The 26,989-nt window shown below is 67.4% G+C and carries 18 protein-coding genes and 2 pseudogenes; 7 read left to right on the top strand and 13 right to left on the bottom strand.

Annotation, left to right across the window (positions count from 1 at the left end; translation table 11 throughout):
* The first annotated feature begins 723 nt into the window (after window positions 1-723).
* The gene (locus ACIREE_RS38900) at window positions 724-3,117 is read left to right on the top strand and encodes a protein kinase (protein ID WP_404163537.1); all 2,394 of its coding nucleotides are present in this window, start codon (window positions 724-726) and stop codon (window positions 3,115-3,117) included.
* A gap of 50 nt (window positions 3,118-3,167) precedes the next feature.
* Here the strand turns inward: ACIREE_RS38900 and ACIREE_RS38895 are convergent, their stop codons facing one another.
* Complete coding sequence (locus ACIREE_RS38895; RefSeq protein WP_404163535.1) at window positions 3,168-3,677, bottom strand: hypothetical protein; 510 nt, start codon at window positions 3,675-3,677, stop codon at window positions 3,168-3,170.
* Window positions 3,678-3,848: 171 nt separating this feature from the next.
* On the opposite strand from ACIREE_RS38895, the gene ACIREE_RS38890 reads away from it, so the two are divergent.
* The 4 genes and pseudogenes from ACIREE_RS38890 (at window position 3,849) to ACIREE_RS38875 (ending at window position 6,824) form a co-directional block, all read left to right on the top strand.
* The gene (locus tag ACIREE_RS38890; protein WP_404163533.1) at window positions 3,849-4,367 is read left to right on the top strand and encodes a hypothetical protein; all 519 of its coding nucleotides are present in this window, start codon (window positions 3,849-3,851) and stop codon (window positions 4,365-4,367) included.
* A gap of 68 nt (window positions 4,368-4,435) precedes the next feature.
* Window positions 4,436-5,974 (top strand): annotated as a pseudogene (locus ACIREE_RS38885) (ISKra4 family transposase).
* 38 nt (window positions 5,975-6,012) lie between these two features.
* Window positions 6,013-6,297 (top strand): winged helix-turn-helix domain-containing protein, encoded by a 285-nt coding sequence (locus ACIREE_RS38880; protein WP_404163530.1) that lies wholly within the window; start codon window positions 6,013-6,015, stop codon window positions 6,295-6,297.
* On the top strand, window positions 6,294-6,824 hold the full coding sequence (locus tag ACIREE_RS38875) for a transposase (protein WP_404163592.1): 531 nt from the start codon (window positions 6,294-6,296) through the stop codon (window positions 6,822-6,824). Before ACIREE_RS38880 ends, ACIREE_RS38875 begins: the two co-directional genes overlap by 4 nt.
* Window positions 6,825-6,843: 19 nt before the next feature.
* On the opposite strand, the gene ACIREE_RS38870 is transcribed toward ACIREE_RS38875, so the two are convergent.
* From ACIREE_RS38870 to ACIREE_RS38860, 3 genes are all read right to left on the bottom strand, one after another.
* Window positions 6,844-7,248, bottom strand: a complete 405-nt coding sequence (locus ACIREE_RS38870) for an Imm10 family immunity protein (protein WP_404163528.1) — start codon at window positions 7,246-7,248, stop codon at window positions 6,844-6,846.
* The gene (locus ACIREE_RS38865) at window positions 7,241-13,798 is read right to left on the bottom strand and encodes an RHS repeat-associated core domain-containing protein (RefSeq protein ID WP_404163525.1); all 6,558 of its coding nucleotides are present in this window, start codon (window positions 13,796-13,798) and stop codon (window positions 7,241-7,243) included. Before ACIREE_RS38865 ends, ACIREE_RS38870 begins: the two co-directional genes overlap by 8 nt.
* A gap of 99 nt (window positions 13,799-13,897) precedes the next feature.
* Window positions 13,898-17,692: a LamG-like jellyroll fold domain-containing protein gene (locus ACIREE_RS38860; protein ID WP_404163522.1), complete on the bottom strand. Its 3,795-nt coding sequence runs from the start codon at window positions 17,690-17,692 to the stop codon at window positions 13,898-13,900.
* 659 nt (window positions 17,693-18,351) lie between these two features.
* Here ACIREE_RS38860 and ACIREE_RS38855 point away from each other — a divergent pair.
* A pseudogene (locus ACIREE_RS38855) lies at window positions 18,352-18,667 on the top strand (transposase); the annotation flags it as partial.
* Window positions 18,668-18,674: 7 nt separating this feature from the next.
* Here ACIREE_RS38855 and ACIREE_RS38850 read toward each other — a convergent pair.
* The 8 genes from ACIREE_RS38850 to ACIREE_RS38815 form a co-directional block, all read right to left on the bottom strand.
* Entirely contained in the window at window positions 18,675-18,950 is a 276-nt protein-coding gene (locus tag ACIREE_RS38850) for a hypothetical protein (protein ID WP_404163519.1), read from the bottom strand.
* 891 nt (window positions 18,951-19,841) lie between these two features.
* Window positions 19,842-19,991: a hypothetical protein gene (locus ACIREE_RS38845; RefSeq protein ID WP_404163516.1), complete on the bottom strand. Its 150-nt coding sequence runs from the start codon at window positions 19,989-19,991 to the stop codon at window positions 19,842-19,844.
* Between the two features lie 138 nt (window positions 19,992-20,129).
* A complete protein-coding gene (locus ACIREE_RS38840; RefSeq protein ID WP_404163513.1) occupies window positions 20,130-20,501 on the bottom strand; it encodes an ANTAR domain-containing protein in 372 nt (123 codons plus the stop codon).
* A gap of 844 nt (window positions 20,502-21,345) precedes the next feature.
* On the bottom strand, window positions 21,346-22,134 hold the full coding sequence (locus ACIREE_RS38835; protein WP_404163510.1) for a SigB/SigF/SigG family RNA polymerase sigma factor: 789 nt from the start codon (window positions 22,132-22,134) through the stop codon (window positions 21,346-21,348).
* A gap of 13 nt (window positions 22,135-22,147) precedes the next feature.
* The gene (locus tag ACIREE_RS38830; RefSeq protein ID WP_404163590.1) at window positions 22,148-22,570 is read right to left on the bottom strand and encodes a hypothetical protein; all 423 of its coding nucleotides are present in this window, start codon (window positions 22,568-22,570) and stop codon (window positions 22,148-22,150) included.
* Between the two features lie 37 nt (window positions 22,571-22,607).
* Window positions 22,608-23,546 carry an ADP-ribosylglycohydrolase family protein gene (locus ACIREE_RS38825; RefSeq protein ID WP_404163508.1) on the bottom strand — a complete coding sequence of 313 codons (939 nt, stop codon included), beginning with the start codon at window positions 23,544-23,546 and terminating at the stop codon, window positions 22,608-22,610.
* Window positions 23,547-23,687: 141 nt separating this feature from the next.
* Window positions 23,688-23,816, bottom strand: a complete 129-nt coding sequence (locus tag ACIREE_RS38820; protein ID WP_404163505.1) for a hypothetical protein — start codon at window positions 23,814-23,816, stop codon at window positions 23,688-23,690.
* A gap of 24 nt (window positions 23,817-23,840) precedes the next feature.
* Window positions 23,841-24,074 (bottom strand): hypothetical protein, encoded by a 234-nt coding sequence (locus tag ACIREE_RS38815; RefSeq protein WP_404163503.1) that lies wholly within the window; start codon window positions 24,072-24,074, stop codon window positions 23,841-23,843.
* Window positions 24,075-24,458: 384 nt separating this feature from the next.
* Between ACIREE_RS38815 and ACIREE_RS38810 the strand changes: the two genes are divergently transcribed.
* Window positions 24,459-25,724 carry an MFS transporter gene (locus tag ACIREE_RS38810; protein ID WP_404163501.1) on the top strand — a complete coding sequence of 422 codons (1,266 nt, stop codon included), beginning with the start codon at window positions 24,459-24,461 and terminating at the stop codon, window positions 25,722-25,724.
* 417 nt (window positions 25,725-26,141) lie between these two features.
* Here the strand turns inward: ACIREE_RS38810 and ACIREE_RS38805 are convergent, their stop codons facing one another.
* Window positions 26,142-26,840, bottom strand: a complete 699-nt coding sequence (locus ACIREE_RS38805; RefSeq protein ID WP_404163498.1) for a hypothetical protein — start codon at window positions 26,838-26,840, stop codon at window positions 26,142-26,144.
* Window positions 26,841-26,989: the final 149 nt, after the last annotated feature.

The following is a 26,989-nucleotide window of genomic DNA, read 5'->3' as shown; positions in this document are numbered from 1 at the left end:
GGTTCGAAGATGGGTTCTTAGCGATTTCCCGAAGATCCTTAATCAAGAAGTTCGTCATGCCGTCGCATCTTGCCAGCGCCAACCGCTTCACGGGGAAGGGTTTTGTGAGCTGTTGCCCCGGCTACTTCCCCGACTCCGCCCACACCGGCCTCCTGGCCGACCGCCCCAAAAGGGCCGGTCGGCCCAACACCCTGTGGTGGAAACGCCGCACCATCCTCGACTGGGCCGCCCGACGCCCTGGCAAAGGCAACACCCGACGCAACACCCGCACCACACCCAAGATGCAGGCACGCGCACCGGCCGCCGGCCACGACGACGACCTCCTCACCGCCGCCCAAGCCGCCCCCTCCTCGGCTACTCCACCACCGCCAGCTTCACCAGCGCCCCCGCCCAAGGACGCATCCCCGAACTCGACCGCCCTGACACCCACCTGGCTGACGGCCACGGCCGGCCACGCCGCGCCTGGAAACGCCATCGCATCATCGCTGCTGCGGACCCACGTACATGAAGCTCCGGCTTCGCAGTGCCCCCGACCAGCTCTACCGGGACACCAAGAGCAACCTCACCGGGAACAACCTCGGGCTGGGATCTGGCTCCTGCCACCGATAGCCCTCCCTCCTTCCTCGCGAGCAACAGAAGCGGGTGTCTTGCTTGGCGAGCATCTCCAACTCCCCTTCTCTTATGAGGCGGTGCGTCATGGGACTGGTCGTTTAATGTGCCCACATGGCTGCTGATCGACCCACTGTTTCCCGTGCTACGCGCAACGCTCTTCGCCGGCTGATGAGCAGTTTGTACGTCGGAGCGATTGCGGAGTACTGGGAGAACGAGAACTTCGCGCGGAGTGAGATCGTCACGCCTCGTCCGGGCGGAGCCCGCCAGCAGACCTACGACGCTTACGAGGCCTCGGTCGACTGGAGCGACCAGGAACATACGCGCAGGGCGCTGCGCGTCTTTGAGAGCTTGCTGCGCCGCCTGGATCGCGACAGCAGGAAGTTCAGTTCCAGCGGGCTGGATCCCACTGAGCTTGAGGAGCTTCGCGAGGCGCTGGACCGCGACGGATACGGCCTGGATGACGAGCTACGTGTACGGCCGGCTCCCGTCGGCGGCAACCTTCGTCGGCAGCAACCGTCTGTGCCTGCTGGCGCGCACAACATCACCCAGGTCACGCGCAGGCGGCTTTTCAAGTTTCTGCAGAGCAGGGAAGTGCAGTGGTTCGGCGATCTAGACGAGATCGCCTTTCTCCGCCGGCTCTATGACCTCGACGAGCTCCCCAGCTCAGACGACAGGTTCGAGGACGCGGAAGGCGACATCACGCAGCACCGGTACAACAACTACGACTGGGAAGACGACTGGATCTACAGCGATGACAGGTTCGGACTGCGCGACGGTCCGGACGTTGTCCTCCTGCGGTTCCTGTCGGAGATGCTGCATCCCGAGGTTCGCTCCGATGATGCCGAGGCGGCCCGTTTGGCCGAGCTTGTGGAGAGCATGGTGCGCCGTGACGGCTACACCTTCGCACCCGTGGCTGACATCAGCGGCTACCCCATCTACGGTGCGCATTTCCTGGCCGGTACTACGTCCGATGCCACGCCTGGGAACGCTCCTGCTCAGATCACACCTGGCCGCGTGACTATGCCGGTCGACCAAATCGCCGATGCGGTCTGGAGCAGACCCGACGAAGAGCGGGAACCTCATCAGCCGGGCTTGAAAAGCCAAGGGCCACAGGCTCTCGCTCACGGCGGGGACACTCAGGCCAGCGACTTACCAGCTCCCGTTGGGGACTACGCGGCCGTCCAGAGCGCCGCCCGTGGGCAGCGTAAGGACTACGCCCTGGAACGGTTCCCGATGAAGGTGGGCGGCCAGGCAGAAGTCTTCCTTGCTACTCACAAAGCCACCGGTGTCCCCGTTGCCCTCAAGCGCCGCCTCTCCTGGCGGCAGACGCCCGTGGCCCGTATGCGGCGTGAGATCGAGGTTGCCCAGGACCTCAACGCGCACCCTCACTACGTACCGATCCTCGACGCCAACCCCGTCGAGGGCTGGCTGGTCATGCCGCTGGCGCAGGGTACCGCCGAGGAACATCGTGATGAGCTGAAGGACCAGGCAGCCCTCCTGAAGTTGGTGGATGCTCTCCTCGGTGTTCTGGAGGCTGCACATGACGCGCATGAGCAGGGCTGGATTCACCGTGACATCAAGCCCTCCAACATCCTTCTGCTCGAGAGGCGGTGGCGATTGGGCGACTGGGGCGTTGTACGCCGACCGCGAGGGCAGACCACCTCGGATCGCACACGCGCGGACGTGGGAACCGACGGCTTTGCTGCGCCAGAACTGGCCATCGATGCGCACGAGGCCACCCCGGCTGCGGACATCTACGGTGTCGGTCGCGTCATTGCCTGGGCGCTGACCGGTAAGCAACCCGTGCTGGCCCAGCGCTTGTTGCCCGGGGCCGGGCCCTGGAGGGAGATCGTCCGGGCAGCGACAGCACGCGACCCACGCGACCGCCCGCAGACGATTGCTGAACTGCGCCAGGTGATCGAGGAGAAACTCGAGGGTCCAGTGCTGACTCCAGCAGAGCACGGCGCGCGCCTGCTTCTGGAGGCCAGCAGCGGCGCCCCGGAGCCCATGAACGCCCTCCTCTCGTTCATCGCCGACCATTCTGAAGAGCAGGACCTGTACACCAAGACACTGACTCAGCTGAAGCCCGAGACCGCAGCCGAGAGCCTGCTCCGCCTGCCGGCTGAGGCGGAACTGCTCATCGAAGCGCTCAGCGCTCATGCTTCCGCCCGGCAGCGCCGGATCCAGTACGCCGACGCTCAGCGCGCCATCCTGTGGCTCCAGCGCGTCGCCGCCTTCGCCGCCTCTACTGCCTCCTGGGATCTGATGGATGAGGCGGCTCGCGCCATGTGCGTGTGGGACGGCATCTGGGACCAGTACCGGGCACAGGACGTGATCTCAGTCTGGCTGCGCACACTGCATGGCGAGTCCGCAGTCCTCATGGCCGCAGCCCTCGAAAGCCACCCCGACAGCGCAGTCCACTTCCGGCCCCTCCTCAACCAGCAGACGCTGCACCGGCAGCTCGCAACAGCCATCGGAAAGGCGACCCGAGCACCAGGAAGTTGAGAAGGGTGCGGATCCTTTGAAGTGATGCTCGGCTCAATGTGACCTGCGGGTCAGTGCTGGTCGTCGAGCCGGGGTCGTCTACTCAGGAACTGGTTGGCAGCTTCGACTGCTTCCCCGTCGAGCTCTTCACGCGAGACCCCCCAGCTCTCTTCCCAGCCATCCAGATTGATCGCGCAGGAGACGAGAGGTTGCAGGTCCTCTGGATATCCAAGGTCATACGCGATGTCTGCCCAGATGAGGTGTGTCCCGGTGGCCGGGTCGAGAGACCCATCCACGATCTGGCCGACGACCCAGTAGGCCATCGCCCACTTGGCGGCCCGGGGGTCGGTCGGTGGGTAAAAGGCCAGCCCCAGCTCCTCCAGTACCTGGTCGAAGAGCTCGGGTGCTTCGGGCTCCTCGCTGCGAAGGAGCCCCGCCAGCATGGCGAGTGAAGGGCTCTCAACGCCGGCGATCAGAGCATCCAGCCCGATTTGAATGAGGCGGTCGGATCCGACGTGCCTGCCGAATGCCCTCTCGCGCGCAAGGTGGCTGAGCTGCTGGAGCGCCTCGTCGTGCGTCATCTGGGCCTTCTTCATCGGTGCCTCGGGACGGCAGCCTCGCATCCTCGTCGCATCAGCGCCAACAGATTCATGTGCGCTTCCTCTCGAGGGTGGATGACCTGGGAAGACGCTGATTAACACTGTGCGAGACAGCGGCTTGCTCCTACCGTTGCAGAGTGGAGGTGGGGCGCCATGGTGTCTTTGCCGGAGGAACTCCAAGCGAGAGAGACCGCGGCTCGGCAGAAGGTGGAGAAACTCCAGGCTGAGGCAGCGGAGTTGGCCATCCGGTTGGAGGGGGCCCGGGAGGATCTGTCACGGCTGGAGATCACGCGGGAGACCGTCGCGAAGGTGCTGGCGGAACTGTCGGCCGCGAAGACTGCGGCTGAGCCGGACGCTCCGGAGGCGAACGAGACGTCGGCGCCTCATGGCGCTGGGGTGATGATGGTGCCGCCGTGGCGCGATGGGCTGGTCGTGGCGGTGTTGCCGGATGTCTACCGGGACATTGTGGAGATCATCGCTGATGCGCCGGGACCGGTGCAGGCCAAACAGATCGTGCCGCGGATCGGGTTGCCGACGACGACCGGGAAGATCGAAGGGACCCGGGGAAAGCTGAAGCGTCTGGTCGAGCGCGGCTGGCTGGACGAGGACGCGCCGGGACAGTTCACCCTCGCCCGACAAGGTCCGGGACGCGACCGAATCAACTCCCGGTGACCAAGGGGCTCTTCTCCGTAGATTCGAAGGTGCCAACCAAACGAATCACTCCCGAAGAAGAGCCCTCGATGGAACCGTACGACGCCGTACCCGAGCCTGATCCGTACTCGGCCTCCCGTGATGCCTTCGAACGCCTCATCTCGACGCTGGCCGACGGCCCGACAGCGAACATGTCTCACGACGAACTCGAAGCCCAGCTCGAACAACTGGGACGCGAACTGCTGCGGCAGCTGATGCAGAAACACCTCGATCAGCGAGCCAGGAAGGAGGAGGACACACTGCGAGCGGACGGAGGGCAGCCGCTGGTACTTGGCCCGGAAGGACAGCCTCGGACCTGGCGGGAGCGAGGGCACCGTCGCCTGCTGACCTGTGTGTTCGGGCCGGTTCGGGTGACTCGGATCGCCTGTCGCGGTCGCGGTGTTGCCAGCGTGCACCCCGCGGACGAAGCGTTGTCGCTGCCCGCGGGCCGGCACTCACGAGGACTGGCCCGGCTCGCGGTCCTCGAAGCCGTGAGAGGCTCGTTCGACCAAGCTGCCGCCGCGATCGAGCGACGGTGCGGGAAGGTGCTGGGCAAGCGCCGCCTCAAAGAACTGGTGGTCGCCTCCGCGGTCGACATCGCCGCCTACTACACGGCGGAAATCCCTACTCCGTGCACCCGCGAGGTGCCGCTGATCATTGAGGTCGACGGGAAGGGCGTGGTGATGCGCCCCGAGGCCCTGCGCGAGGCCACCCGCCGGGCCGCGGCCAAGAGCGCGGCGGCCGGGCGACGCGGACGCCTGGCCCCGGGCTAGAAACCCAACCGCAAGCGCATGGCGACGGTGGCCTGTGTCTTCGATGTTGTTCCAGCCCCGCGTCGACCGCACGACATCGTCCACCCGCCCGGCGGCCGCAGCAAAGCCCGGCCGCCACGGCCGGGCCCGAAAGCGCAGCGGAAATGGTGCACCGCCTCAGTAATCCATCCCCCGGAACAGGTCATCGCCAGCGCCTTCGCCCAGGCCACATCCCGCGACCCGCAGCATTTGCGGGACTGGATCGTGCTCGTCGACGGCGCCCGCCACCAACTCGACCTGATCCACGAGGAAGCCGCCCGGCGCGGCATTCGCTTGAACGTCCTGCTCGACTTCGTGCACGTCGCCGAGTACACATGGACGGCCGCGCATGCCTTCCACCCGGTCGGCAGCCGCGGGGCCGAGACCTGGGCCGCGGACAAACTCACCGCGATCCTCGCCGGACAAGCCGGCCGCGCAGCCCAAGAGATGACTCCTCAGGCCGCGGCCGAACAGCTTTCCCGCACCCGCCGCGACGCCGTCACCACCTGCGCCCGCTACCTCATCGGTCACCTCGACCAGCTTCACTACGACACTGCCCTCAAGGCCGGCTGGCCGATCGCCACAGGCGCTGTCGAAGGCGCGTGTCGGCACCTGATCGGCGACCGCCTCGATATCACTGGCGCCCGTTGGGGGCTCGACGGCGCCGAAGCCGTACTCCAACTCCGCGCGCTGATCACGAATGGCGACTTCGAGGACTACTGGAACTTCCACACAACCCGAGAACATCAACGCCTCTACCCCAGCCCCGACCAGCAGAACTACAGCCTCACCGCTTAATCCCGACCGTCACTTCAGAGGATCCGCACCCAACGGCGTTGGAGGCCGGACCGGTCGCGTGGGGCTTCAGTGACCAGTGCTGGACGCTGGCGAGGATCGCCGAGTTCGTGCGCCGCCGGTTCGGCGTCGATTACACCCTGGCCGGGCTCGACCTGCTGTTGCATCGCCTTGGCTGGAGCGTGCAGATCCCGGCCCGCAAAGCCGCCGAGCGGGACGAGTTGAAGATCGCCGCCTGGAAGAACGAGCAGTGGCCCGTCGTAAAAAGAGGGCGGCGGACCTGGGCGCCTGGCTCTGCTTCGAAGGCGAGGCAGGTCAGGGCCTGAGGCCGCCCAAGGGCCGTACGTGGGGCCGCCGGGGCCACACACCGGTCGTGCAGGTCACCGCCCAAGGCACCAAACGGGTCTCGATGGCCGCGCTGATCTGCACCAAAGCCGGTCGGCGGCCGCGGCTCATCTACCGCATCCACCTGGACCGCGGTCCTGCCAAGGGCCGGCGCAAGGGCTTCACCGAAATCGACTACGCCCGCCTGCTCGATGCCGCGCACCAACAGCTTGGCGGGCCGATCGTGCTGGTGTGGGACAACTTGAACACGCACGTCAGCCGCGCCATGCGGACGCTGATCGCCGCCCGCTTATGGCTCACCGTCTACCAGTTGCCGCCGTACGCTCCCGAGTTCAACCCGGTCGAGGGGGTGTGGTCGCACCTGAAAAGGTCGCTGGCCAACCTCACCAAACACAGCCTCGACCAACTCACGATCCTGGTGAAGACGCGGCTGAAACGGATGCAGTACCGCCCCGGTCTCATCGAAGGGTTCCTCGCCAAGACCGAGCTCGACCTCCAACCGCCGTAACCCCAGCTATTAAAGATCTCTAGAGATCCATGATGCTGGGATATTCGTTCGGGTTTCCAAAGTGAAGGACTCTCCGCAAGCCAGCCCTAACCAGATCGAGATTAACCTCTGGAGCAATTACCAGCGTGATCGATTCGGAGTCCATTTCCAGACTCTCAGCAACCTCTTCACTGAATCTCAGAGATAGCAATCGACCGTTTAGCAAAACTTCTCTGATACCCCCGTACTCGACGCCGCCCATCTCGTTCAAAGTGCAATAGGAGTCGAATCCCAGTCTTCTATCCTGCTGACTTGGGTCAGTCAAGCCGCATTGAAAAATGAGATAGCGACCATCCCCTTCTTCATTGTCAGCCATGCCGACAATGAAGCATGAATCTCGCGAATTCTCTTCAGCCGTAGCCTTTTTGACTACCCAATCAACCATCGCTGCTCCATCGCCCCTTGGAGTACACATACACGAACGTAGCACCGGTCTCTTCGGCAACTCGCGTCATAGACCCTCGGCACTGGCTGCATGGCGGCTTCGTCCCGTTGATCGTCACCGTATCGCCTTTGGAGACACGTGCAAGGTTTGCGTAACGGTCATTACTAATACGCACAGTAGCACTTCCTCCCGACATGCGTCCGACTCGGGCCTCAGTGTGGCTCGCCTGAGCATTATTCGGGAAACCCAAAGCCGCTTCTTCTGGGGTTTGGCTGCCGCTTCGGAGGGAGTACGCGTTTACTAGCTCTCCTCTGGCGTTGAGGACTTGCACCGAGGCGTTGTGTGTCGACTTGGTCCGCGGTCCCACGATGGTGCCTTTTCCTGTCGGACTGCCTTCTCGCCCTGCGGCAAACATTGCAGCCAGCTGGCTAGGCCCACGATATTCACCACTATTGATGTCATACCCGTGATCGGCAATCCAAGCGTCGAATTGAGCACCATAGTCACATCCTGGACTGCCAGGCCCTCCGCTCCCCCAGCAGTCACCATCTACGACCCAACCGAAATACTCGGCTGTATGCGGGATATTAGAGATAGCCCCATAAAAGAGCTCGCCGGTCTTGCGACAGATGGCACCAAATATCCCACAGCCAAGATCATTGTCTTGCGGACCGCTTTGAATGGTTATGCGGATAGGTTCTACAGCGCCTTCGTATGGGGCTGGGACGGGGGCAGCTCCGCCGAGATCCCAGCACCATTCTCCAGGGTGACAGGCCGTATTCTCCTTACTGACGTCGATTGTGGAGTCACTGGTGGGAACACCTCCACGGCAGTCGGTGGCGACTCTTGTTGCACACTCAGCATTTTGCAGGCCTGTGGGGTCGCTGCTGGTGGTGGGGTGTTGGTTTGCGTAGCTATAGCCGTTGAGCGACTGGTTTTGATCGAGAGTAAGAATGGGATCGACGCTGAGGAATTGGCCAATGGAGGGGTCGTACTCGCGAGCGCCAACGTGGGTAAGACCGGTGGTGTTGTCAGTCGGCTTGCCAAGGAAGCCCTTGTCGTCGGGCCAAGTTGTGGGCTTGATACCGCGCGGGGCGCCGAAGGGGGTGCTGTAGCGCTTGGTTACCGCGTAGGTGGTGGCGTCGAGGGCGACGCTTGAGGTGCCGTGGTTGTCTGCGGCGAGGAAGTTCAGTTTGGTTCCGCTGACGCCGGCTGTTGCGGTGCGTACGGCAATGGCCTGGCCGGCTGCACTGTAGGAGCGGGTTGCGGCGAGGGTCTTGGTCGTGCCCTTGGTGGTGAGGTGGACTTCCGTGGAGCCGAGGTAGAGGACGGTTTCGCCGTCGCCGGTGGCACGGCGGATGAGGAGGTCGCCGCTGGCGTCGTACAGGTAGCTGGTGGCGTTCTTGGTGGTGCTGGTGGTGGCGAGTTTGCCTTCGCTGTTCCAGGTCAGGGCCTGCTGGCCGCCTGCGCTGGGGCGGCTGGTGGTGTTGCCGGTGTCGTCGTAGACGTACTTGCCAGTCGTGGATCCGGTGACGGTCTGGGTGAGCGGGTGGGGCTGGTTGGTGGGCGTGCCGCCGTATGTGTAGTTCGTGGTGGTGGTGCCAGAGGTTGCGTGCTGCGTTTGGGTCCTGCGTTGCCCGGCGGCCGTGTATTCGTAGGAGGTCCAGTACGGGGCGGGGCCGTCGAGGTTGGTTGTGCTGCGGCTGGTGGTGGCACAGTCGGCGGTTTTGGGGGTCCAGGCTTCGGTGAGGCGGCGGTTGCCGTCGTAGGTGAAGCACTGGTTGTCGGCCTTGGCCGTGTCGCCCTGGGTGGTGGCGTCGAAGATCGAGGTGACGTTGCCCGCATCGTCCTGGCTGAACTTCAGCTCTTGCGGCATGTACGCGTGGACGTCGTCGGTGACGAAGGAGCGTGTGAGGCGGCGGGTGCCGGGCTCGTAGTCGTAGTGTAGGTAGGCCTTTTTCGCCGAGTCGCCGCCTTGCATGCCGAGAGCGAGTTGGGTCAGGTCGCCTTGCGGCGAGTAGGTGGCGCCTTGGAGGTAGCCGGTGGTGCCGGAGGCGGTGACTTGCTGGCCGGTGTCGTTGAAGGTGTAGGAGACCGTCTCGGACGGGAGGCCGCCGACGGCGGGTTCGGACTGCTGCTTGACAGCGCCGTCGAGGGTGTAGCCGGTCGTGTAGCTGTACGACTTGGGGGCGCCAGCCATCACCAGCGGGTCGGTGTCCGGCAGGGTGAGTTTGCTGAAGGTGGGCTGGTAGAGGCTGTTGTAGGCGGTGACGGAGTCGGTGTACGCCTTGCCGCTGGTGCCGCCGACGTAGCGGATGGCGTCGTCGGCCTGGCCCTTGGCGGCGGTGTCGAAGGTCCAGGCAGCGAGCTTGTTGCCGTCGCTCTTGTCGGTCTGCCACAGGCCGGTCTGGCGGTTCAGGTCGTCGTAGCCGAACAGCAGCTTGTTGTTCTCGGCGTCCGTGGAGAGCGTCTTGCGGTCCAGGCTGTCGTACTCGCTGGTCGTTTTGCCCTTGTCCGGGTCGGCTGCGCTGATCTGGCGGCCGAACAGGTCGTAGGTGTAGGACCAGGCGGACTTGTCGGCGCTGGCGGTGACGCTCTTCTGCTGGCCAGCGGGGGTGTAGGCGTAGGTGGTGGCGGTGTAGTCGCCGGACGGGTTCGGGCCGGCGTACTCGCGGCGCTCGGTGGTCTGGCCCAGCGCGTTGGTGATGACCGAGGTGGCCTGGCTGCCAGCCGGGGCGGTCGCGGTCACGGTGTCACCGGTGTAGGCAGTGGTAGTTGTCCAGCGCGTCACCCCTTTGAGCTGGGTGACCGCCTTGGTGGCGCGGCCGGCACCGTCGTAGGTGGTGTCGGTCTGGATCGGGGCCGCACTGCCCTCCGTCTGCACGACATCAGGGCCCGGGGCAGATTTGTCATCCCAGATGTCGCCCTGGGTGCTGACGGCGAGACCGCGGTCGTCGTAGAGGGTGATGCCAACCAGGCGGCCACCGACCGGGGTCGGCGTCTGGGTCTGTCGGGGGCGCAGCAGGGAGTCGTAGAAGGTGTAGGCGGTGTTGTAGCCGGAGCCGTCGCCCTGCAGGGTGCTGGTGGAGGTCCAGGACAGGTCGGTGGAGGTGACCTTGTAGTCGTAGGTGTAGCTGGGGGTCGTCTTGAAAGCGGAGCTGAGGTGGTTGGGCAGCCAGACTTTGGTGACGCGGCCGAGGCTGTCGTATTCGCTTTCGGTGACTTTGCCGTTGGGGTCGGTGGCCTTGAGGGCCGCGCCGGTGGCGAAGTCGGTGTCGGTGGTGACGGTGTGGCCCTTGGTGTTGGCCACGGTGGTGGAGGTGAGCGGGCCGGTGGTGGCGGGCTTGTAGGTGCTGGTCGCCGTGGTCAGGTCGTTGGTGTTCTTGACCGTGAGCGGTCGGCCGAGTGTGTCGTAAGTGGTGGTGGCGATCTTCTGCCAGATGGGGGCGTCGGCGGCGGTGTAGCCGGTGGCGCGGCCGGTCCACTTGGGCTCGCCCTTGGTCGGGGTCTGGGTGGCCGACCAGGTGGTGGTGTCGTAGGCGGTGGCGGTGTCGGAGATGACGTCGCCGGGGCGGGTGGAGTCGGCGGGCAGGTCGAGGGCGTCGTCGGTGGTGGCGCAGGTTTTCGCGGTGGTGCGGCTGCGGGAGACCAGGGAGTTGATGCCGAGGGTGTCGTTGCGGGCGTACCAGGTGCGGGTGCAGGTCTCGTCGCCGGTGACGGCGTCGTTGCCGCCGTCCTGGACGGTCTGCGCCATGCCGTAGTCGTCGTAGGTGGTGGCTGTGGTGCGCACGCGGTCGGTCGGACTCACGCTGGAGGTGATCCGGGTGCGGGAGTGGGTGGCGCCGGTACGTATGAAGTACGCCTCGGTGTCCGCGTACGACTTGTGCTGGGTGGCGGTCTTCTTCGACCAGGGGTCGCTGATCTGACCGCCGACCTCGTCGCTGCCGTTGTAGGTCACGGACTCGCGGGTGAAGCCGGCGTACTGGTCGGAGTCGGTGATCGCGGCGGCCTTGATGCCGGTGACCGTGGCGGTCTTGCGCTTGTCCGGATCAGGTGTCTTGCCGTCGGAGCCGAGGACGCGGTCGCCGTTCATGCCGCGCATCGAGATGGTGACGGTCTTGAGCTGAGCGCTGTCATGGTCGCCGGTGAGGTGGGTGACCTTGCTGTAGCCGCGCCAGAGAGACCAGGTGCGTTCCTTGGCCGGGGTCATGGGGTCGTCGTTGTAGTGCCAGGCGCCGCCGCCGTCGTACTGGTAGCTGTGCACGACGGCCTCGGATCCGCCGCGGGTGTCGGTGATGGAGACCGAGCTGACGGGGTACTTCTGGAACCAGTCCAGGATCGGGGTCTTCTCCCCATTGGGTGACCAGTACACCGGGTAGCAGTTCTTGCTGTTGGTGTCGACCTTGGGCATGGTCTGCCCATAGAGGCAATCGGCGTCCTTGTAGGTGACGACCGTCTTGGCGCCGGCCTCGGAGACGATCGACTGCAGGCGGGGCTTTTCGAGGGAGAGGATGTCGTCGCTGGGGCCGTCGACCCGGTTCGGCAGGAACATATGGGTGAATTTGACCGGGTCCAGGGCCAGGTCGGTGCCGTGCTTGCCGGTGTGCTTGATCTCATCCAGCCACAGCGACTGGTCGGTCGCATCGCCGGTGTCGCCCGGGTCGAGGTACAGCTGCTTCAGACTCCAGGCGTCAACGGGCGCGTAGCCGGGGGTGGTTGCGGCCGCGTCCCAGGCGTACGTGGTGATGCCGGTCAGGCGCATGCGGGTGAAGAAGGTGGGGCCGACGTTGCCGGTGCACTTGGCGTCGTTCTTGCAGATGGCGTCGAAGGGGACGTCGGGCCAGTTGTCGCGGGTGTCCTCGGTCAGTGCGTCGCAGCCGGTGCCGGAGGCCAGGCAGCGCTGGTCATAGGAGAAGGTGACCTTGTTGGAGGCCGCCGGAGTGGCAGAGAAGAGCTCGTCGGCGCGCTGGCCGTAGCGGATCTCCTTGAGGTAGCCGCCGCGGGTGTAACCGGTACCGGTGGTGTCGTCGCCGAGCTTGTCGTAGTTGTTGGCTTCGGCCGTGTACCAGTAGCTGGCGGCGTTTTCGTGAGTGTCCTCGACGAGGTCGAGGTTCCAGCGCCAGGCCTGCGTTTTCGCGCGGCCGGCAAAGCTGGTGCCGTCCTTGTAGCCGGGTTCGCCGTCGTCGTCGCCGAAGACCGGAACGGTCCACACGGAGTCGGTGCGCTGGTCGGCGGGCGCTCCGTCGAGCTTGTTGAGGCCGAAGGTGTAGGTGGTGCCGTCGCCGGTGGTCAGCGTCCAGTATTCGCCGTCGTCGTCGTTGTTGCTGGCCCCGGTGAGGTGCTTGACGGTAGAAGCGTCGTCGTTCTTCAGGTGCCAGACGCCGGTGGTGTCGTCCTTGACCAGTTCACTGGCCTTGCCGTTCAGGACGAGGGAGGCGTTGTCGTACTTCCAGCACAGGTCGTACTTGCCGTCCTGGCCGTCGTCGTCGCACGAGCCGTACTTGCGCTCGATGTAGGACGAGGTCAGGTCGAAGCCCTCGCCGATCTGGCTGCCCTGGTTGTTGGTGGAAGCGGTGCGGCCGTCCACCGACCCGGAGTCATAGGAGATCGACAGATCGGGCTGCGGGCCGGCCGCGGCGGGCGGGGTGCGCAGCGGGTAGGACCAGGTGAAGCTGCCCGAGGAGCCGCCGGCCTCCCAGGTAGAAGAGGCGGCGAGCGGGGTCGCCTTGTAGTCGCCGCCGCCGGACTGGGTGCCGGCCGCCAGGGCGAGGAGCATCGGCTGGGCGGTGGCGGACGTTTTGGCGGCCGGGGCGAAGGTCAGCTGGGAGGTGAGGGTCTGGGCGCCGCGGTTGTTGGTGGCGGCGAGCGGGGTGCGGGTGCGGCACTTCGCCTGGGCCGGATCATCGAGGGCGCAGGCGGGCAGTTGCTGGAGCTGGAGGCGGCCGGCCCAGTCGCCGCCGTAGGCGGAGGCGAACTTGGCGTAGCCGAGGCCGAGTCGGGCACTGCCGCCGCTGCTGGGGCCGGTGACGCTCAGGACCATGCCCTTGACGCCCAGGCGGCGCGAGGCCTTCTGGTCCAGGACGGTGACCTTGACCGTCTTCGCTGCCGTCGGCAGTTTCGTGGCGACCTTGTTCTTCTCGGGTGCGGCGAGGGTGACCGGGAGGGCGCCGGGGGTCGCCGTCGCCTTGCTTGCTGCGGTGGTGCCGGTGGGCAGGGTGAGGGTGGCGCTGCCGCCGCTGGGCCAGGTCACGGTGCGGGCCTGGTCCTGGCGGGCGCGTTTGGCCGCGGCGACGTCCGCGCGCTCGGACCTTTCGACGATGGCGTCGTTCTTGCTGTTGGTCTTTGCGGTGAATTTGCTGACCTTGGTCGCCTCGGGTGCGGCCAGGTCAGGCCGGCCCAGCGGGTCCTTGTTCGCGGCGAAGGCGACCGGGGTGAGCAGGCCGGGCAGCAGCGCCAGGCCGAGGACGGCGGCGGTGCGCTGGGGCCAGGTGCGGCGTCTGCCGGACAGCAGGCTGCCGGTTCTGGGCAGGCCGGGGCCGAAGGGATGCATGGGAGGTCTCCTCGGGGGCGGCTGCCGTCGCAGCCGCCCCGTGCTGGCAACACAACGGGGGAGGTCGGTAGGGGCCGGGTCAGGCCGGCGGGGTGCGGGTCACATCACGGCATCGGTGATCTGGGAGGCGACCTGGTCGGGCGTCATCGCTCCCACCCAGAGCCGGACCTGGGCAAGGTCGCCGGGCAGATAGCCGCCCAGCGTGCCGCCCCGGCTGCCGCGGCCGACCGAGAGCGTGCCGGTGCCCTGCTGCGGTGTGCTCAGCCCGGCATCGTCCTGACCCTCTTGAAGAATGGGGCCGACGTACAGTTCGGCGGTGCCGAACTGCTGGTTGCCTGTGTCGTCGGTGAAGTCCGCCGCGGCGTCGAACACTCCGGTGACGTCCACCCAGGTGTCCCACGCTCGTGCATCGACCGGTTCGTCCGACATGACGGTGGCCGTGTCGAGCAGGACGGTGCCGTCCGCGTTCACCGCGGTGCGGCCGAACTTCCACCGGTAGTCGCTGGCGCCGAGTTTCTCCACCCACAGGGCCCAGGACGATTCCTTGCCGGCCGGGTCGGCCTGGGCGGCGATGATCGACTTGTCGCCGACCGGGCGCGCGTCCAGCAGCGCCTTGTTCAGCCGTACCCGGGTGGAGACGGTGAACGAGCCGGTCTCATCCACCATGGGACCGGCCACCGACGCATAGCCGGAGCTGCCGTTCAAGACGAGGGAGGTGGCGTCCTCTCCCGACAGGGTCGCGCCCGTGCCGGACAGCGTCAGCGGTCCCCGATAGTAGGGGAACGCCGTGCTGTTCGGGTCATCGGGGTCCTCGGGGCTCTCCAGCACCTTGGTGCCCGTCGAGATCGTCGCATCCCAGTGCGCCACCAATTCGTTGGCCGGAGTGCCGTCCTTCTCCAGCTTGCCCTCCAGCCGGATCTGCCCGTCAGACAGCGGCTGCTGCCAGATGGCCACCTCATCCAGGCGGCCGACGAAGTAGTCGCCGTAGTTCCCCTTGCCGCCCACCAGTGCCTTGGTCCGGCCGATCGAGAGTCCCTCGCTGGCCGTCCACGGCGTATACGCGCTCGAGGCGTCGGCGAGGACCACCGGCTGGCCCTGCGGCCGGCCATTGACGAACAACTGGATGGTGTCGTCCTTGGTATCGGCGGTGTCCTGCGTGTTGAACACGCCGGCCAGGTGCGTCCACACCTTCAACGGCGGGCTGGCCGCATCGGCGATGGAGCGGATGTAGACGGGGGTGTCGCTCTTGGCCGGGTCTGGATCCTTGGCGGTGCGGTTGAACACCCACTTCTTGTACGTGGAGGAGTAGTACAGGGTGAACGCCGACCCGTACGCGCCCGGCGCGGCCAGCACCGTGCGGTTGCTGGTGTTCTCGGTCAGATACGCCCACGCGGACACGGTGAAGGAGTCGTGCGTGTTGACAGCGGCGCTATCGGTGGACGCGTAGCCCTGCCGGGGCTCGGGGTCGCGGGTGTCGTCATTGAGACGCAACGAGTAGTCGCCCGCGCCGCGCCGTCCCAGGGTCGACCAGCCCGTCCCGGCCTCGCTGCGCAGTACCGCGTCGTGGCGGGTGCCCACCTCGCCGGTGTCCTTGGCGACCGTGGCCCCGCTGCCGCCCTTGGCGTCGTCGAAACGCCACCGGCCGATCGGGCCGTCCGCCAGGCCCACCTTGAAATCGAACTGGCCCGCATCGCCCCAGCGCACCCGCCCATCCTTGTCCAGCTTGAGGTCGCTGGCTTCCACCGACAGGGTCTGGGTCCCGGACAGACTCGGTTTCACGTTGATGGTCACCGGCCCGTTGGTGGTGGCCGGTTTCACGGTGAGCGTGTCCGCGGCATCACTGGTCAACAGCCGGTAGCGGTAGGCCTTCACGTCGGCGTCCGCGGCGTTGGGCCTGGCGGTGAAACTGCCTGACACTCCGGGGCCGCCCTGCGCGGCGCACGCGTTCGCGGCACACGCCGCGTAGGGGCCGTTGGAGGTGAGGGTGGGCGCCTTCGGCGCGGTGGAGTCGACCCGCAGATAGCACCACGACGAGTACGGCGAGAACAGGTCATAGGTCTTGCCGCCGTACACGCCGTGCGACTGGGTCCGGGCATGGAAGCGGTACAGGCCCCCATCCGCCCGGTTGGTTGTTTTCGCGGTCTCCACCGTGCCGTCGGGATCCCAGCCCGAGTCCGGCTTGTAGTCCGACCACACCTGGTTCCAGGTGCCCTTGGTGGTGTCGTCGCTGGAGCGCTCCATGGCGAACTCGGCCTGCAGCGAGCCCTCTTCATCCCCCTGGTGCAGCTCGACCAGCGTCTGCACGCTCGCCCGCACCGTCGGATTGAGCGTGGTCACCGTCGTCGGCTCGGACGAGGACTTGCACTCGGTCTTCGTGCCCGTACCGGGAATGACCCCGGTCCCGGTCGGAACACCCGGCTTGTGCATGTAGTTGACCTTGAGCTCGGCATTGTTGTCGAACCGCTTCCAGGCCCGCGGCTCGGTCTCGTCCTTGGCCTGCAGCATCAAGGTCAGGCGCGGGAACTTGCCCGCCGCGAACGAGCGCACCGTGCTGGTGAGGTTCTCGTCCGTCTCGTCCGGGTTGTCGTTGAACTCGATCCACGAGTTCGGCTGGTCCGGCGAGCACAGGTCTCCGCGGCCGGCCGACACATACCGGTCGCCCATCTGGTCCAGCTTCTTCGGGCCCGGCCAGCGGGTGCCCTCGGAGATGTTGTCGGTGCGCTCCAGGTCCACCCAGTACGGGGTGCAGTTGAACGACCACGTCTCATACGCACGGAACGTCGCGTCCAGCACGTACTTGCCGGCCAGCGCACCGGGCCCGAACTCGAAGTACATCCGGTCGGTGTAGGGGGTGCCACTGCATCCGAAGCCGTCCGCGACGCCGCACCGGCCCACCCCCTTGGCCTCGGTGAACTTCCAGAACTTGTCGCCGTCCGAGGACAGCTTGGTCCACTCCGACAGATCCAGCCCGACCGAGGGATCGATGTAGACCGGATAGACGGTGTCCTCACCCCGCAGCAGATCCAGGTCCGGGTCGACGGACACGGCGCCGCCGGCCACCGTCACCGGAAGTTCGGTGCTCGCATCGCCCTCCCCGGGCTGGACCGGGTCGCCCTGCTCCTCCTGCGGCTGCGGCGCATCGTCGGCCGCGGACATCAACTGAGGCTGCACGCCCGTGACCGGGGTGTCTCCGGCGGAGTCCCACATCAGGCCCGCCGGGCCGCGGAAGACCGCGTTGCCGTCCGCGTCGACCGCCCGCACGCCACCGCCCTCACCGGGCACCACGCTCAAACCCTGGCCGTGCGCGGTCAGCTTGACCTTCTCCAGCTCCGGGCTGGCCGCCGCCTGCGCGGACTTGACGACCAGCACCTCGTGATAGCCGTCCGCGGTTGCCGTCAGCTGCAGATCCACCCCCGTGACGGGAGTGTCCGCATAGGTGGCGGTGGGCCCCTCCAGCGAGGGGACGGGCAGATCGGTGGCCCAGCCCAGCGTCAGGGACTGGTCCGCACCGTGGCCCAGACGGATCAGCGCCGCGCCACTGCCCCCGCCGGAGAACGCGAGATCGGCCACCGCGGCCTTCGGGCCGACCGTGCCGTCCGCCCGCTTCTCCAAGGTGACATCGATGTCCCGCCAGCTGCCGTCCGCGCCCTTGGCACGCTGCGGCTGCGTCGACTGGGTCAGCGTGAACGTACCGTCCGGATTGGCCTGCGTGGTCGTGTACGGGGTACGCGCCGACGTCACCTCCACCGGCTCCCCCGACGCAGCCGCCCGCGCGGACGCCGACGCCTCCGACACCGCAGCAGAACCAGCCGCCACAGACGCGGCTGCCACCGGCTGCGCAACCGACAGCGTCAGCGCCGGAACCCCGGCCAGCAGCCCCCCGACGGCCGCCATCGCCGCAATACGTGATCGGTGAACGCCCCAAGAGCGCACACGCCTACCCCGCCCCAACCCCACAGTCCCCACCCCAGAGTCACAAGTTCTTTACAGGCTGGGTGAGTTAACGCCGGTTGAATATGCCACGTCAAGAGTGACCTGCATCACAGGAGTAGACCAACACGCCTCCCTGACCAGGCAATTCCGACAGAACACGCCCACGGAAAGACCCCCAGACGCCCCACCCGACACCCGCTGCAGTGACTGCCCGTCACCACCCGTCCGCCAGAACACGCCAAACCCGAAGACCCCACACAACCCCCAGACCTCACCACTACCCCCACCCCAAACCACGTGCACACCACACGAGTTGTTGCCACGAACGACAGCAGAGCAGGCAGTCCAGATTCAGCCACCAGCCTCGCCCCACCCGCCCCACTGCTACCCACGGCAACAACCCGCCGACACAGTGCCCTTCACAGGCTGCGCTCACGGCGCGGCACCGAGACGACACCGGCGATTCCGGAGATCACGGCGAGGTCCGTGCAGCTGCCCGAGGAGAGCGCGCTGGGCGGCGAGCTGACCGTGTGGGACACCGCAGGCCTCTGGCCTTCGAACGGCTGCAGCAGCGGCTCACCCGCCGCGGTGCCTCCGCCGGCCGCCTGCAGTACGTCGACCGCACTCCCGTCGGCACTCCCGACCTGTGGACCAGGCCCGTCATTGCCGCGCTCTGCCTCGTCCGGCCCCTCGCCGAAGACCTCCGCCGCCTCTGGGAACGACCGGCCAGGCCTCGCCCCCCGCACGAGTGCGGCGAGGGTTTCGCAACGTCCGCGCGACCACCACCCCTGCCCGGCCCGTGCGCCAAAACCCAACCAGCCCGGCCCCGGCAGGCCGCTCGGCTCGAAGAACCGGCACCCCGCCACCCGCTATGACGTCGGCAAGACCACCAGACGCCCCGAAAGCATCACCGAACGCGACCAGCGCAGACGCTGAACACGCTTCAAAAGGGAACGACCAGCCCGGCTTCTCGCAACCCAAGCAATGCCCTGCCCATACACTCGGCGGCCGAGGCCCCATCAGCCCTCATCCCACCATCCAGGGGCTCACCAGAGGCTGCGAATGTCCACGCCGGCTGACCGTCACGCATCCGCTCCGCGTCGACCCGGATCATGGCACCTACACCCTGCTCGCCGAGCCACTCCAGGATGAGCATCGTCGCGTCCTCGACGCCGCTGCCCAGATCCACCTTGGGCTGTCGCCCCATTCCCTTGGCCATGGCCACAACCCTACTCAGGGGCTGGATTGGCCTTGTCGCACGCTTTCAGGCGGCTCAGACCATAAAGAACAAGCTTAGAGCCTGTTTCTCTACTTCCGCGTTGTCCGGCGAGGCAGAGAAGCGCTGTACTGGTAGTGGCAGGAGTCCAGGGCAAGTTGCGCATGTACAACTTGACTCCCACAGCTCTTGCCTCCTGCGTGCCGCTCGCCTCGGACCTTGCGTTCGGCGAAGCGTGGATTCGTGGCTTCGCCGAACGGAGCGAAAGTCGGCGGTGCGCCCGGTGTAGTCGCTGACCTGCGGCATTGGGGTAGAGAAACAGGCTCTAACAACTTTCGAAACCATCTCTGCTGCAGCGCCGCACAAGCCTCAGCAGTGCCGGGTGAGACGCTGCCGGCCGCCCGGTCTTCGGTGGCCCGGGCCGAGGGCGAGCACGCGCTCTCCTCCCCGCCCAGCCTCTGCCACGGCGTCGGTGCAACCTTCCTCAGGAGTTTCAGGAGTGACAACTTCAGCGGATCAGAGGAGTTGGCGCAGCTGCTCAGGCCGCACCGGGCCCATCGCGTACTGGCGGGCGCTGCCGTGCTTCGTCGGGATGCCGACGGTGGGGAGGGCGGCGATCACGCTGAGGACCACGTCCAGGCGGCGAGAAGCTCGAGGGCGTAGGCGACGCCGGGGTCAGTGAGCGCGTGGCCCCGGGCGTCGGCGCGCAGGGCTGCTTGTTCGTCAGGGTCGAAGACGAGGCGTCCGGTGTGGCCAAGTGGCCTCCTCGGTATCGGGGCGGCCGGCCCTGTGTCAGAGCCGCCCGCAATCCGGTACACGCCCGGTAGGCCGCAGGCCCGCGACGGGGGACGCAGGCCTGCGGGGTCTACCAGTGGGCACGGGAGCGGACGGCTGTCACCCTGGCTCGCCCTTCGCGGCCAGCCGAGCCCACACCCGCTTGCCCCAGGGCGCCCGTTCGGGGCCGAGCAGATCGTAACCGTACGGATCGGCAAGCACGTTGACCACGAACAGGCCCCGCCCGGCTCCACCGGCTTTACCGGCCACGCGGCAGAAGGCCGCCACCGCCGGCCCCCGACCAACGCCTTCCCGGGACGCGAAGTACCGACCGGTCACCCGCAAGGCTGCGCTCCCCCGGCACAGGTGAGCCCCACGAACGGCCCCCCGTCCGGACCCGCCTGGGGCTCAGTCAGACGCCTCGCCCGCCTCTGCCGACGACTCCGCCCGGCACAGCTGCAGCCGACGGTAGAACTCCGTGCGCACCTCATCAGGCAGCACGCCGGTGTAGGCCCACGCGGTGAGCAGGCCGGCGACCTGACGCACCCGCGTGTTGGTGCGCTGGGAGACCTCCCGCAGCACCTCCCACGCCCGGGCGGGCGGCACGTGGGCGACGGTCACGATGACGCCGATCGCCTGACCGACGTCCCCGTGCGCGTCGACCGCCTGGCGCAGCTGCGCGACTTCCCTCTCCAGGGCCGCCACCCTCGCCTCGACCTCGGTGTCGGTGTTGGTCTTGGCCGGTTTCTCGGCGGCAGTCTGCTGCGATACACGGGTCATCGACTCTTGCCTCCGGGTCTGGGGAGGACAGGGGTATCTGCTTCCTATCACCGTTCATCTACCCAGGACGCCCGCACCTCCACGTCGACCGGCGCGCGGCGCAGCGTGGGGCGGCCCGGGGCGTATGGGGTGGCAGCCGAGACGGCGCGCGCCGTCTCGGCGCGGCTGTGGCCGGTGGCACAGGCCAGCGTGACCGCCATGGGTCAGAGGCCATCGGGCAGACACATCGCCCTGGGCGGTGAGACGCTGTGGGTCCCGGATTACGGCCGCGGACACGACAGCGGCAACCTGGGGTGCACGCGAGCCCGGACCCCCGGCTCGGGCCCGCGCGCAGGGCTCTCCCGTGTGAAGGCGAGGCGGTGCGGGAGTATCCCCGCCCCCTTCACGCCCGCAGGGCCAGGGCTGGAGCCGCGTAGTCGGCTATGCGGCTCCAGCTGGCCGTAGCCCTCCCCCGCCAAGACCGAGGACAGCTGCTGCCCGCCGTGACATCGCCCCCGCCCGCGAATGCACGGGCCTCGAGCGGTGAGCGTCGCTCGCCTGCTCCGCGACACCGGCCACCCCCATACGGGACTTCGACAGGCGTCCGAGAGAAGGGGGAGGCTGGGGGTGCCTGCGTCAGGTCGTTCGGCTCGCCGGGCACAGCCACGGGGGCGACTGCGCGACGCCCTGGGCACACTGCTGAACCCAGGGCGCCTGAGCCGACACGGGGCCGGGAACCACCGCCGGCCTACCCCGATGAGTGCCTCCACCCCACCCCTCCAACCCATGCCAGCAGGCCCTGGCCGTACAGACAACCGCTCCGCCTGCATCCCTCGTCCAGGCCCCGCGGGCGCGGACCGTAACGCTATGCCGCAGCACCCAGGGCGTGGTCGCGGACCTGGGCGCAGCTGCGGGTGATGAGGCGGGAGACGTGCATCTGGGAGATGCCGAGCTGGTGGGCGATGTCCTGCTGGGTGCGGTCTTCGAAGTAGCGCAGGTAAAGGATGGTGCGCTCGCGTTCCGGGAGGGCGCGCAGGCCGTCCTTGGCGGCTTCGCGTTCCTCGATCCGCTGGTAGTCGCTCTCTATCGTGCCGAGGGTGTCGGCGAGGCTGAAGCCGTTGCCGGCGGCAGTGGTCTCCTTCTCCAGGGACAGTGCGTTGTAGGCCTCCAGGGCCTCCAGGCCGTCCCGGACCTCCTCCAAGGTCAGGCCCGCCTGGGCGGCGACCTCTTCCTCGGTCGCCTCGGCGGTGCGGCCGGGCTGGTCCATGAGATCCCGGCGTGCGGTGCGAACCTTGTTGCGCAGGTCCTGCACCCGGCGCGGGACCCGCACATCCCAGCCGTGGTCACGGAAGTGGCGGCGCACCTCCCCGGTGATGGTGGGAACCGCGTAGGCCTCGAAGGCGCCCTGCTCCGGCTGGTAGCGTTCCACGGCCTTGACCAGGCCCATCGCGGCGACCTGCTTGAGGTCTTCCAGCGGTTCGCCGCGGTCACGGAACTTCGTTGCGATCCGGTGCGCCATCGGCAGCCACGCCTCCACCAACTCCTCCACCAGCACCTGCCGTTCAGGGCAGCCGTGGGGGGTGGCGGCAAGCCGGGCGAACGCCACGGCGGTGTCGGGAGCGTCATCATGCGGGCGGCGGGTCAGGCAAGTCATGAGTGGGGGCCTTTCAACGCTGCTGACGGTGGGGGGACCGCGGCGAGCAGCAACAAGACCAGGCATGCATCCGGAGAGACCGCTCCCGCGATGCGCCTGTCGTCCCAAGCACTAACTTTCGGCTGCCCTGCACTCCCGGCGGCAAACAGACGCGCGGCCGGGTGTGCACAACAACCGTCACCGTGACGCGCGCCACCTCGATGTCGTCCGTCGCAGGCACGGCCTGCAAGGGCGGGCCGAGCGGCTCCAGGACGTCCAGGAGCGCGGCGCGTCTGTCCAGGTACGAGCGTCCGCGCAGGTCCCTGCCATCGACCGCGAGGCAGTCGAACGCGGCGTAGCTGGCGGGGTAGCGGTGGACGAGGTCGGCCAGGCGCCGGCCGCGCGCCGAAGCACGGGAGCGCACGGTGCCGAAGTCGGTTCTCCCGTCGCGCCAGATGACCAGTTCGCCGTTTATGTGGGCTGCCGTGCCCGTCTCATCGTGGCTCTTCCGCGAGGCGTTCTGCGAGGTGGAGCAGGTCTGTCAGGCGCAGCACCCGTCCGTCGAAGCCTGGGAGGGGGACATGGAGCGGCTGGGTCCAGCGGGCGGGGATTGCATCCAGCCCGTAGTACGCCCCCGCGATGCCTCCGGTCACCGCGGCGACGGTGTCCGTGTCACCGCCGAGGTCGATCGCCGCGCGTATCGCGTCTTCGAAGCTGGTGGTGGTGCGCAGGGCCCAGACGGCGGAACCCAGGCAGGGCCAGACGGCGCCGTTGAACTCGGTCGCCTGATCGGGGTGCCAGTCGGGCGCGAGGACGGTGGCGTAGCGGCCGCGGTGGTCGGGGTGGACAAGAGCCAGGATGTCTGGGAGTGCGGCGAGGGGGTCGGTTTCCTCGAACGTGAGGCGGATGAGTTCGTGGAAGATCGCGGTGCCTTCCCAGGCCGCGCGGTCACCATGGGTGAGAGCGGCGATGCGGTGGGCCGCGTCCATGGTGGCTTCCCGGCCGGCGGATGCGAAGTGAACCGCGGAGGTAGATGCCCGCATCAAGGAGCCGTTTCCCGCTGCTCGTTGGTTGACCTGGAAATGAATTGCGGCGGCGAGGTCCCAGGGCATGCCGTTGGTCAGGACGTCTTCGGTCTGCAAGCCGATGTCCTTCGGTTCTGATGCCGCCCACCGCTGGAAGCGGGCGAAGATGTCCGGCAGATCCAGTCCGCCGCGCTCCAGCAGGGACTCCGCGACCAGGACGGCCATCTGCGTGTCGTCAGTGGCCTCGCCGGGGTCCCAGCCACCGCCTCCGCACATCTCGCCACCGGCACCGGGCGCGGGAAACCGCGCGGAGAACGCTCCTGGGGGGCCAAACTCGAAGGGGCCGCCCAGGGCGTCGCCCACCGCTGAGCCGACGACCGCGCCGGCGACCCGCTGAATCCGCTTCATTCGCGCAGGCTATCCGCGCCGTGCCGACGGCCACACGGCCCCTATTGCCTTCCTCGGCTCCCCGAGCCATCGCAGGCGAACGCGTCTCGTCTACGGAGGTGCACCGCCTGAGACACCTTGGGTCTGAGGCACCCGTACAGGTCACATAACGCCGTCGATCACGGTGCCGGGCGGGAGCTCCATGGCGGCCGTGGCGACGTCGAGCCACTGCGCGGTGGCGTCCCGGCCTGAGCGGGTCTGGATGCGGACGGTCTCGCGCCGCCAGATCACGCCCCTATCGCCGTCCAGTTTCGGTTATGCGCTGTTGAGCTGTCCGCCGATAGTGTCCAGCTCCATGTCGAGCACGGGATGGCGGGTCCACTTCACCCGCCGGGAGCCGCTGTGGCCGCGCGAGGCCACACCCTTCATGCGCGAGTTCAGGCCGCCCGCGACAGACGGCCCACCGTCACCGCGGTCGAACGCCACCTCGGCATCCCACACGCCACCTTCCACCGCCACTACCGAAACCTCATCATCAGCTACTTCCACCCCCGGATCCCCGCCCGGCCCCTTGAGGCCGCCACGACGGCAGCCGAACCCGCGAGGAACGTGCTGTACGGCGGCTACGCCGGGAGAACGCAGAGCTGCGTCGCACGGTCGAGATGTATGCCGACGCCATCCGCCAACTCGCGACCGAGAATGAGGCGCTGCGCCAACAACCCTCCACGGTCCGCCCGCTGCCTTCCCACAGGGGCAGCAGCGCATGAGGTCCGCGCACGGCGATTCAGCCCCGAGAACAGACACGCAGGCTGTTGCGACTGATGCCCTCGTAACAAGCGGGGCCTGCCCCCACCCCTTGTGCTGCGGGCAGAATGCCTTGCGCACGCCGGGCGGGAGACGCCTGGATCTCCATGGCGGTGAAGGGACGGACGGATGGGCTGGAGCGGAGTGCGGGTCTTACGCGACCGCAACGTAGTGATCTACCTCAGTGGGGTGATCGTCTCGGTCTTCGGAAACTCCGCCATGAGCCTGGCGGCCGGTGTGTGGACCAAGTCACTGACCGGGTCGGACAGCCTGGCCGCCCTGACGACCTTCTGCGTATGGGCGCCCATCCTGTTCGGCCCGCTGATCGGCACACTGGCCGACCGTGTGCACCGGCGGCCGTTGCTGATCTGGAGCAACCTCGGCATGGCCGTGGCGCTGCTGCCGCTCCTCAGCGTCCACTCCAGCGAGCAGATCTGGATTTTGTTCGCCGTGCTGACGGTGTACGGCGTCAGCTCGGTGCTGATGGATGCGGCGGAGTCCGCTCTGGTGGCGGCAGCGGTACCGAAGTCGTTACGCGGTGACTTCAACGGCCTGCGGATGACGGTGAATGAGAGCATGAAACTGGTTGCCCCGCTTCTGGGGGCGCTCTTGTTCGTGCGCTTGGGCGGCAGAGCAGTGGCCCTGCTGGACGCGGTCACCTTCGTTCTCGCCGCTATAGCCTTCGCCCTCATCCGCGTGTCTGAGCCCGCGCCCCGCTCGACGGGCCACCAGAAGTTCAGCGTCCAGGCCGCCGAGGGGATGCGCTATCTGCGACGTCACCCAGTGCTGTGGCGCCTGGTTCTGGCCGGGGCCGCGACCATGGGTATGGCCGGGTTGAATGCGGCGTCGGTGTACGCCGTGGTCGACTCAGGTCTACATCGTCCGCCGGCCTTCGTGGGGGTGCTCTACGCCGTGCAGGGCGTCGGCTCCGTAGTCATCGGACTGATCGCCGGCACGCTGCTGCGGCGGATGCCCGAACGAGTCTTCGCCGCAGCCGGAATTTTCCTGTTCGCGCTGGGTGTCGCCCTGCGCGTGACCCCTTCCATGCCGGTTGTCCTGCTTGCCAGCGCAATGATCGGGGCGGGCTTGCCCTGCGTGCTGATCGCAGCCCTGACCGCCGTCCAGCGTGAGTCCCCCGACCATCTCCTGGGCAGGGTTGCAGCCACCGCCAACACCCTCCTTTACGCCCCCAACGCGATCGCACTCGCTGCAGGAGCGGGCCTGCTCACACTCGTGGACCACCGCCTCCTGCTCCTCATCGCCGCAGTCGCCGCGGCCATCGCGGCGCTCAGCTGCCTTCTTGGAAGCCGCGCCCGCACCCAAGCAACAGTCACCGCGTCAGCAGAAACAGCGCGGATCGAGGGCCAGGGTGCGGAGGGAACAGAGGCGCGCTAATCAGCCGCCCGAAGACTTCGAACCGAGTCTCCTGTTCGCCGAGAACCACTGAAACGAACTTCTCGGGCAAGCGCACGCGGACAACGGACAAGTTGCAACCCTGTCCATAACTTCGGCTCGCACCACCGCCCCGGCCCTTCGGACAGGGCCGGAACCTGCTGCGCCAGGGCCCTTCGACCGGGTGCTCCACCCGCTCACCCTCTCCCCCGTCCCGCGCGTTCGCGCGCGGGTGAGACTGAGTGGCCTATCTGGCACTCTTCGCCAACTAGCCGCTGGACCGGCACATGCTGTGACAGGCGGGGGTGCTCGCTCACCTGGACGGGGTCGTTGCCACGTCGGCGGTGCGGTCGGCGGGGATGGCGAACATGGTCGCGGCCTGGGTGGTGACTGCGGCGATCGCGGCGACGGAGGCGTTGCTCACGCGTCGTCGAGTTCGATGCCCTCCACCTCGGCCTGCGCCCTCATGGCCTGAATGCCGGCGACGCGTTCTTCCGACGCGATCCTGAGCCGCTCCGTCTCCGCGTCGAGGTCGTTCTTGCGGCGCTGCGTGGTGGCTTCGATTTTCGCCTTGGCGACGCTGGCCGCGGCAGTGAAGGAGGCCGCGACGGCGCCGCCCGCAAGGATCTCGTTGACGATCTCGGGTTCGGCACTGCGCTTCAGCGCCTCATTGGCACTCTCGACACTGCGGCCCAGCTGGATGCCTCGACGGAGATTGGTCAGCCGACCGCGCGCGTCCTCGGGCGCCCGGTGGGCGGTGCCCGCCTCAAGGTTTGCCCTTGGCACTCGACGCGGCAGCCCGGAGCGGGTGAGGTTGTCCGCGGCGGGCTTGCGCACCGGCAGGTCGTCCTTCGGGGTACCTGCGCTAGCTCGGGCCTCGTTCAGGGCGCGCATCAAAGTGGCGTCGAACTCGTAGAGCAGCGCTGCACCTTGGCCGCCGTCATATAGCACCTCATCAATGGGCGATGACGACAGCAGCTCACCTTTCGCGACATCGCCCAGCGCAGCCCTCACTGTCGAAGGGCTCGGTAGAGCGTCGGCCTGGGACATAGCGTCACGCAGCAGCGTATCGACGATGAGCCACTCTTCAGGCGTGCGAGGTGAATACTTGTCGGGCACATCAACAGTCTGCCCCAACATCCCATGACGCACTGCCTAGTTGGGATCTCTCAGGATCCGCTCCTGCCCGGGTCGACGGCCTTGTACATCGGGGTGCCGCTCAGGCTGTAGTCCTGGAAGAAGCCGGAGCCGCAGAGCGTGCCGGACGA

The organism is Streptomyces sp. NPDC102467, assembly GCF_044765445.1.
Taxonomy (GTDB): domain Bacteria; phylum Actinomycetota; class Actinomycetes; order Streptomycetales; family Streptomycetaceae; genus Streptomyces.
This window is presented reverse-complemented; position numbering and strand designations above follow the sequence as displayed.

What these genes read in the sequence shown, in the direction of transcription:
- ACIREE_RS38870 (WP_404163528.1), bottom strand. Translation starts at nt 7,248, where the DNA reads ATGGTTGATTGGGTAGTCAAAAAGGCTACGGCTGAAGAGAATTCGCGA.
- ACIREE_RS38840 (WP_404163513.1), bottom strand. Translation starts at nt 20,501, where the DNA reads ATGACCCGTGTATCGCAGCAGACTGCCGCCGAGAAACCGGCCAAGACC.
- ACIREE_RS38865 (WP_404163525.1), bottom strand. Translation starts at nt 13,798, where the DNA reads ATGCATCCCTTCGGCCCCGGCCTGCCCAGAACCGGCAGCCTGCTGTCC.
- ACIREE_RS38890 (WP_404163533.1), top strand. Translation starts at nt 3,849, where the DNA reads ATGGTGTCTTTGCCGGAGGAACTCCAAGCGAGAGAGACCGCGGCTCGG.
- ACIREE_RS38835 (WP_404163510.1), bottom strand. Translation starts at nt 22,134, where the DNA reads ATGACTTGCCTGACCCGCCGCCCGCATGATGACGCTCCCGACACCGCC.
- ACIREE_RS38850 (WP_404163519.1), bottom strand. Translation starts at nt 18,950, where the DNA reads ATGGCCAAGGGAATGGGGCGACAGCCCAAGGTGGATCTGGGCAGCGGC.
- ACIREE_RS38900 (WP_404163537.1), top strand. Translation starts at nt 724, where the DNA reads ATGGCTGCTGATCGACCCACTGTTTCCCGTGCTACGCGCAACGCTCTT.
- ACIREE_RS38895 (WP_404163535.1), bottom strand. Translation starts at nt 3,677, where the DNA reads ATGACGCACGACGAGGCGCTCCAGCAGCTCAGCCACCTTGCGCGCGAG.
- ACIREE_RS38860 (WP_404163522.1), bottom strand. Translation starts at nt 17,692, where the DNA reads ATGGCGGCCGTCGGGGGGCTGCTGGCCGGGGTTCCGGCGCTGACGCTG.
- ACIREE_RS38810 (WP_404163501.1), top strand. Translation starts at nt 24,459, where the DNA reads ATGGGCTGGAGCGGAGTGCGGGTCTTACGCGACCGCAACGTAGTGATC.
- ACIREE_RS38825 (WP_404163508.1), bottom strand. Translation starts at nt 23,546, where the DNA reads ATGAAGCGGATTCAGCGGGTCGCCGGCGCGGTCGTCGGCTCAGCGGTG.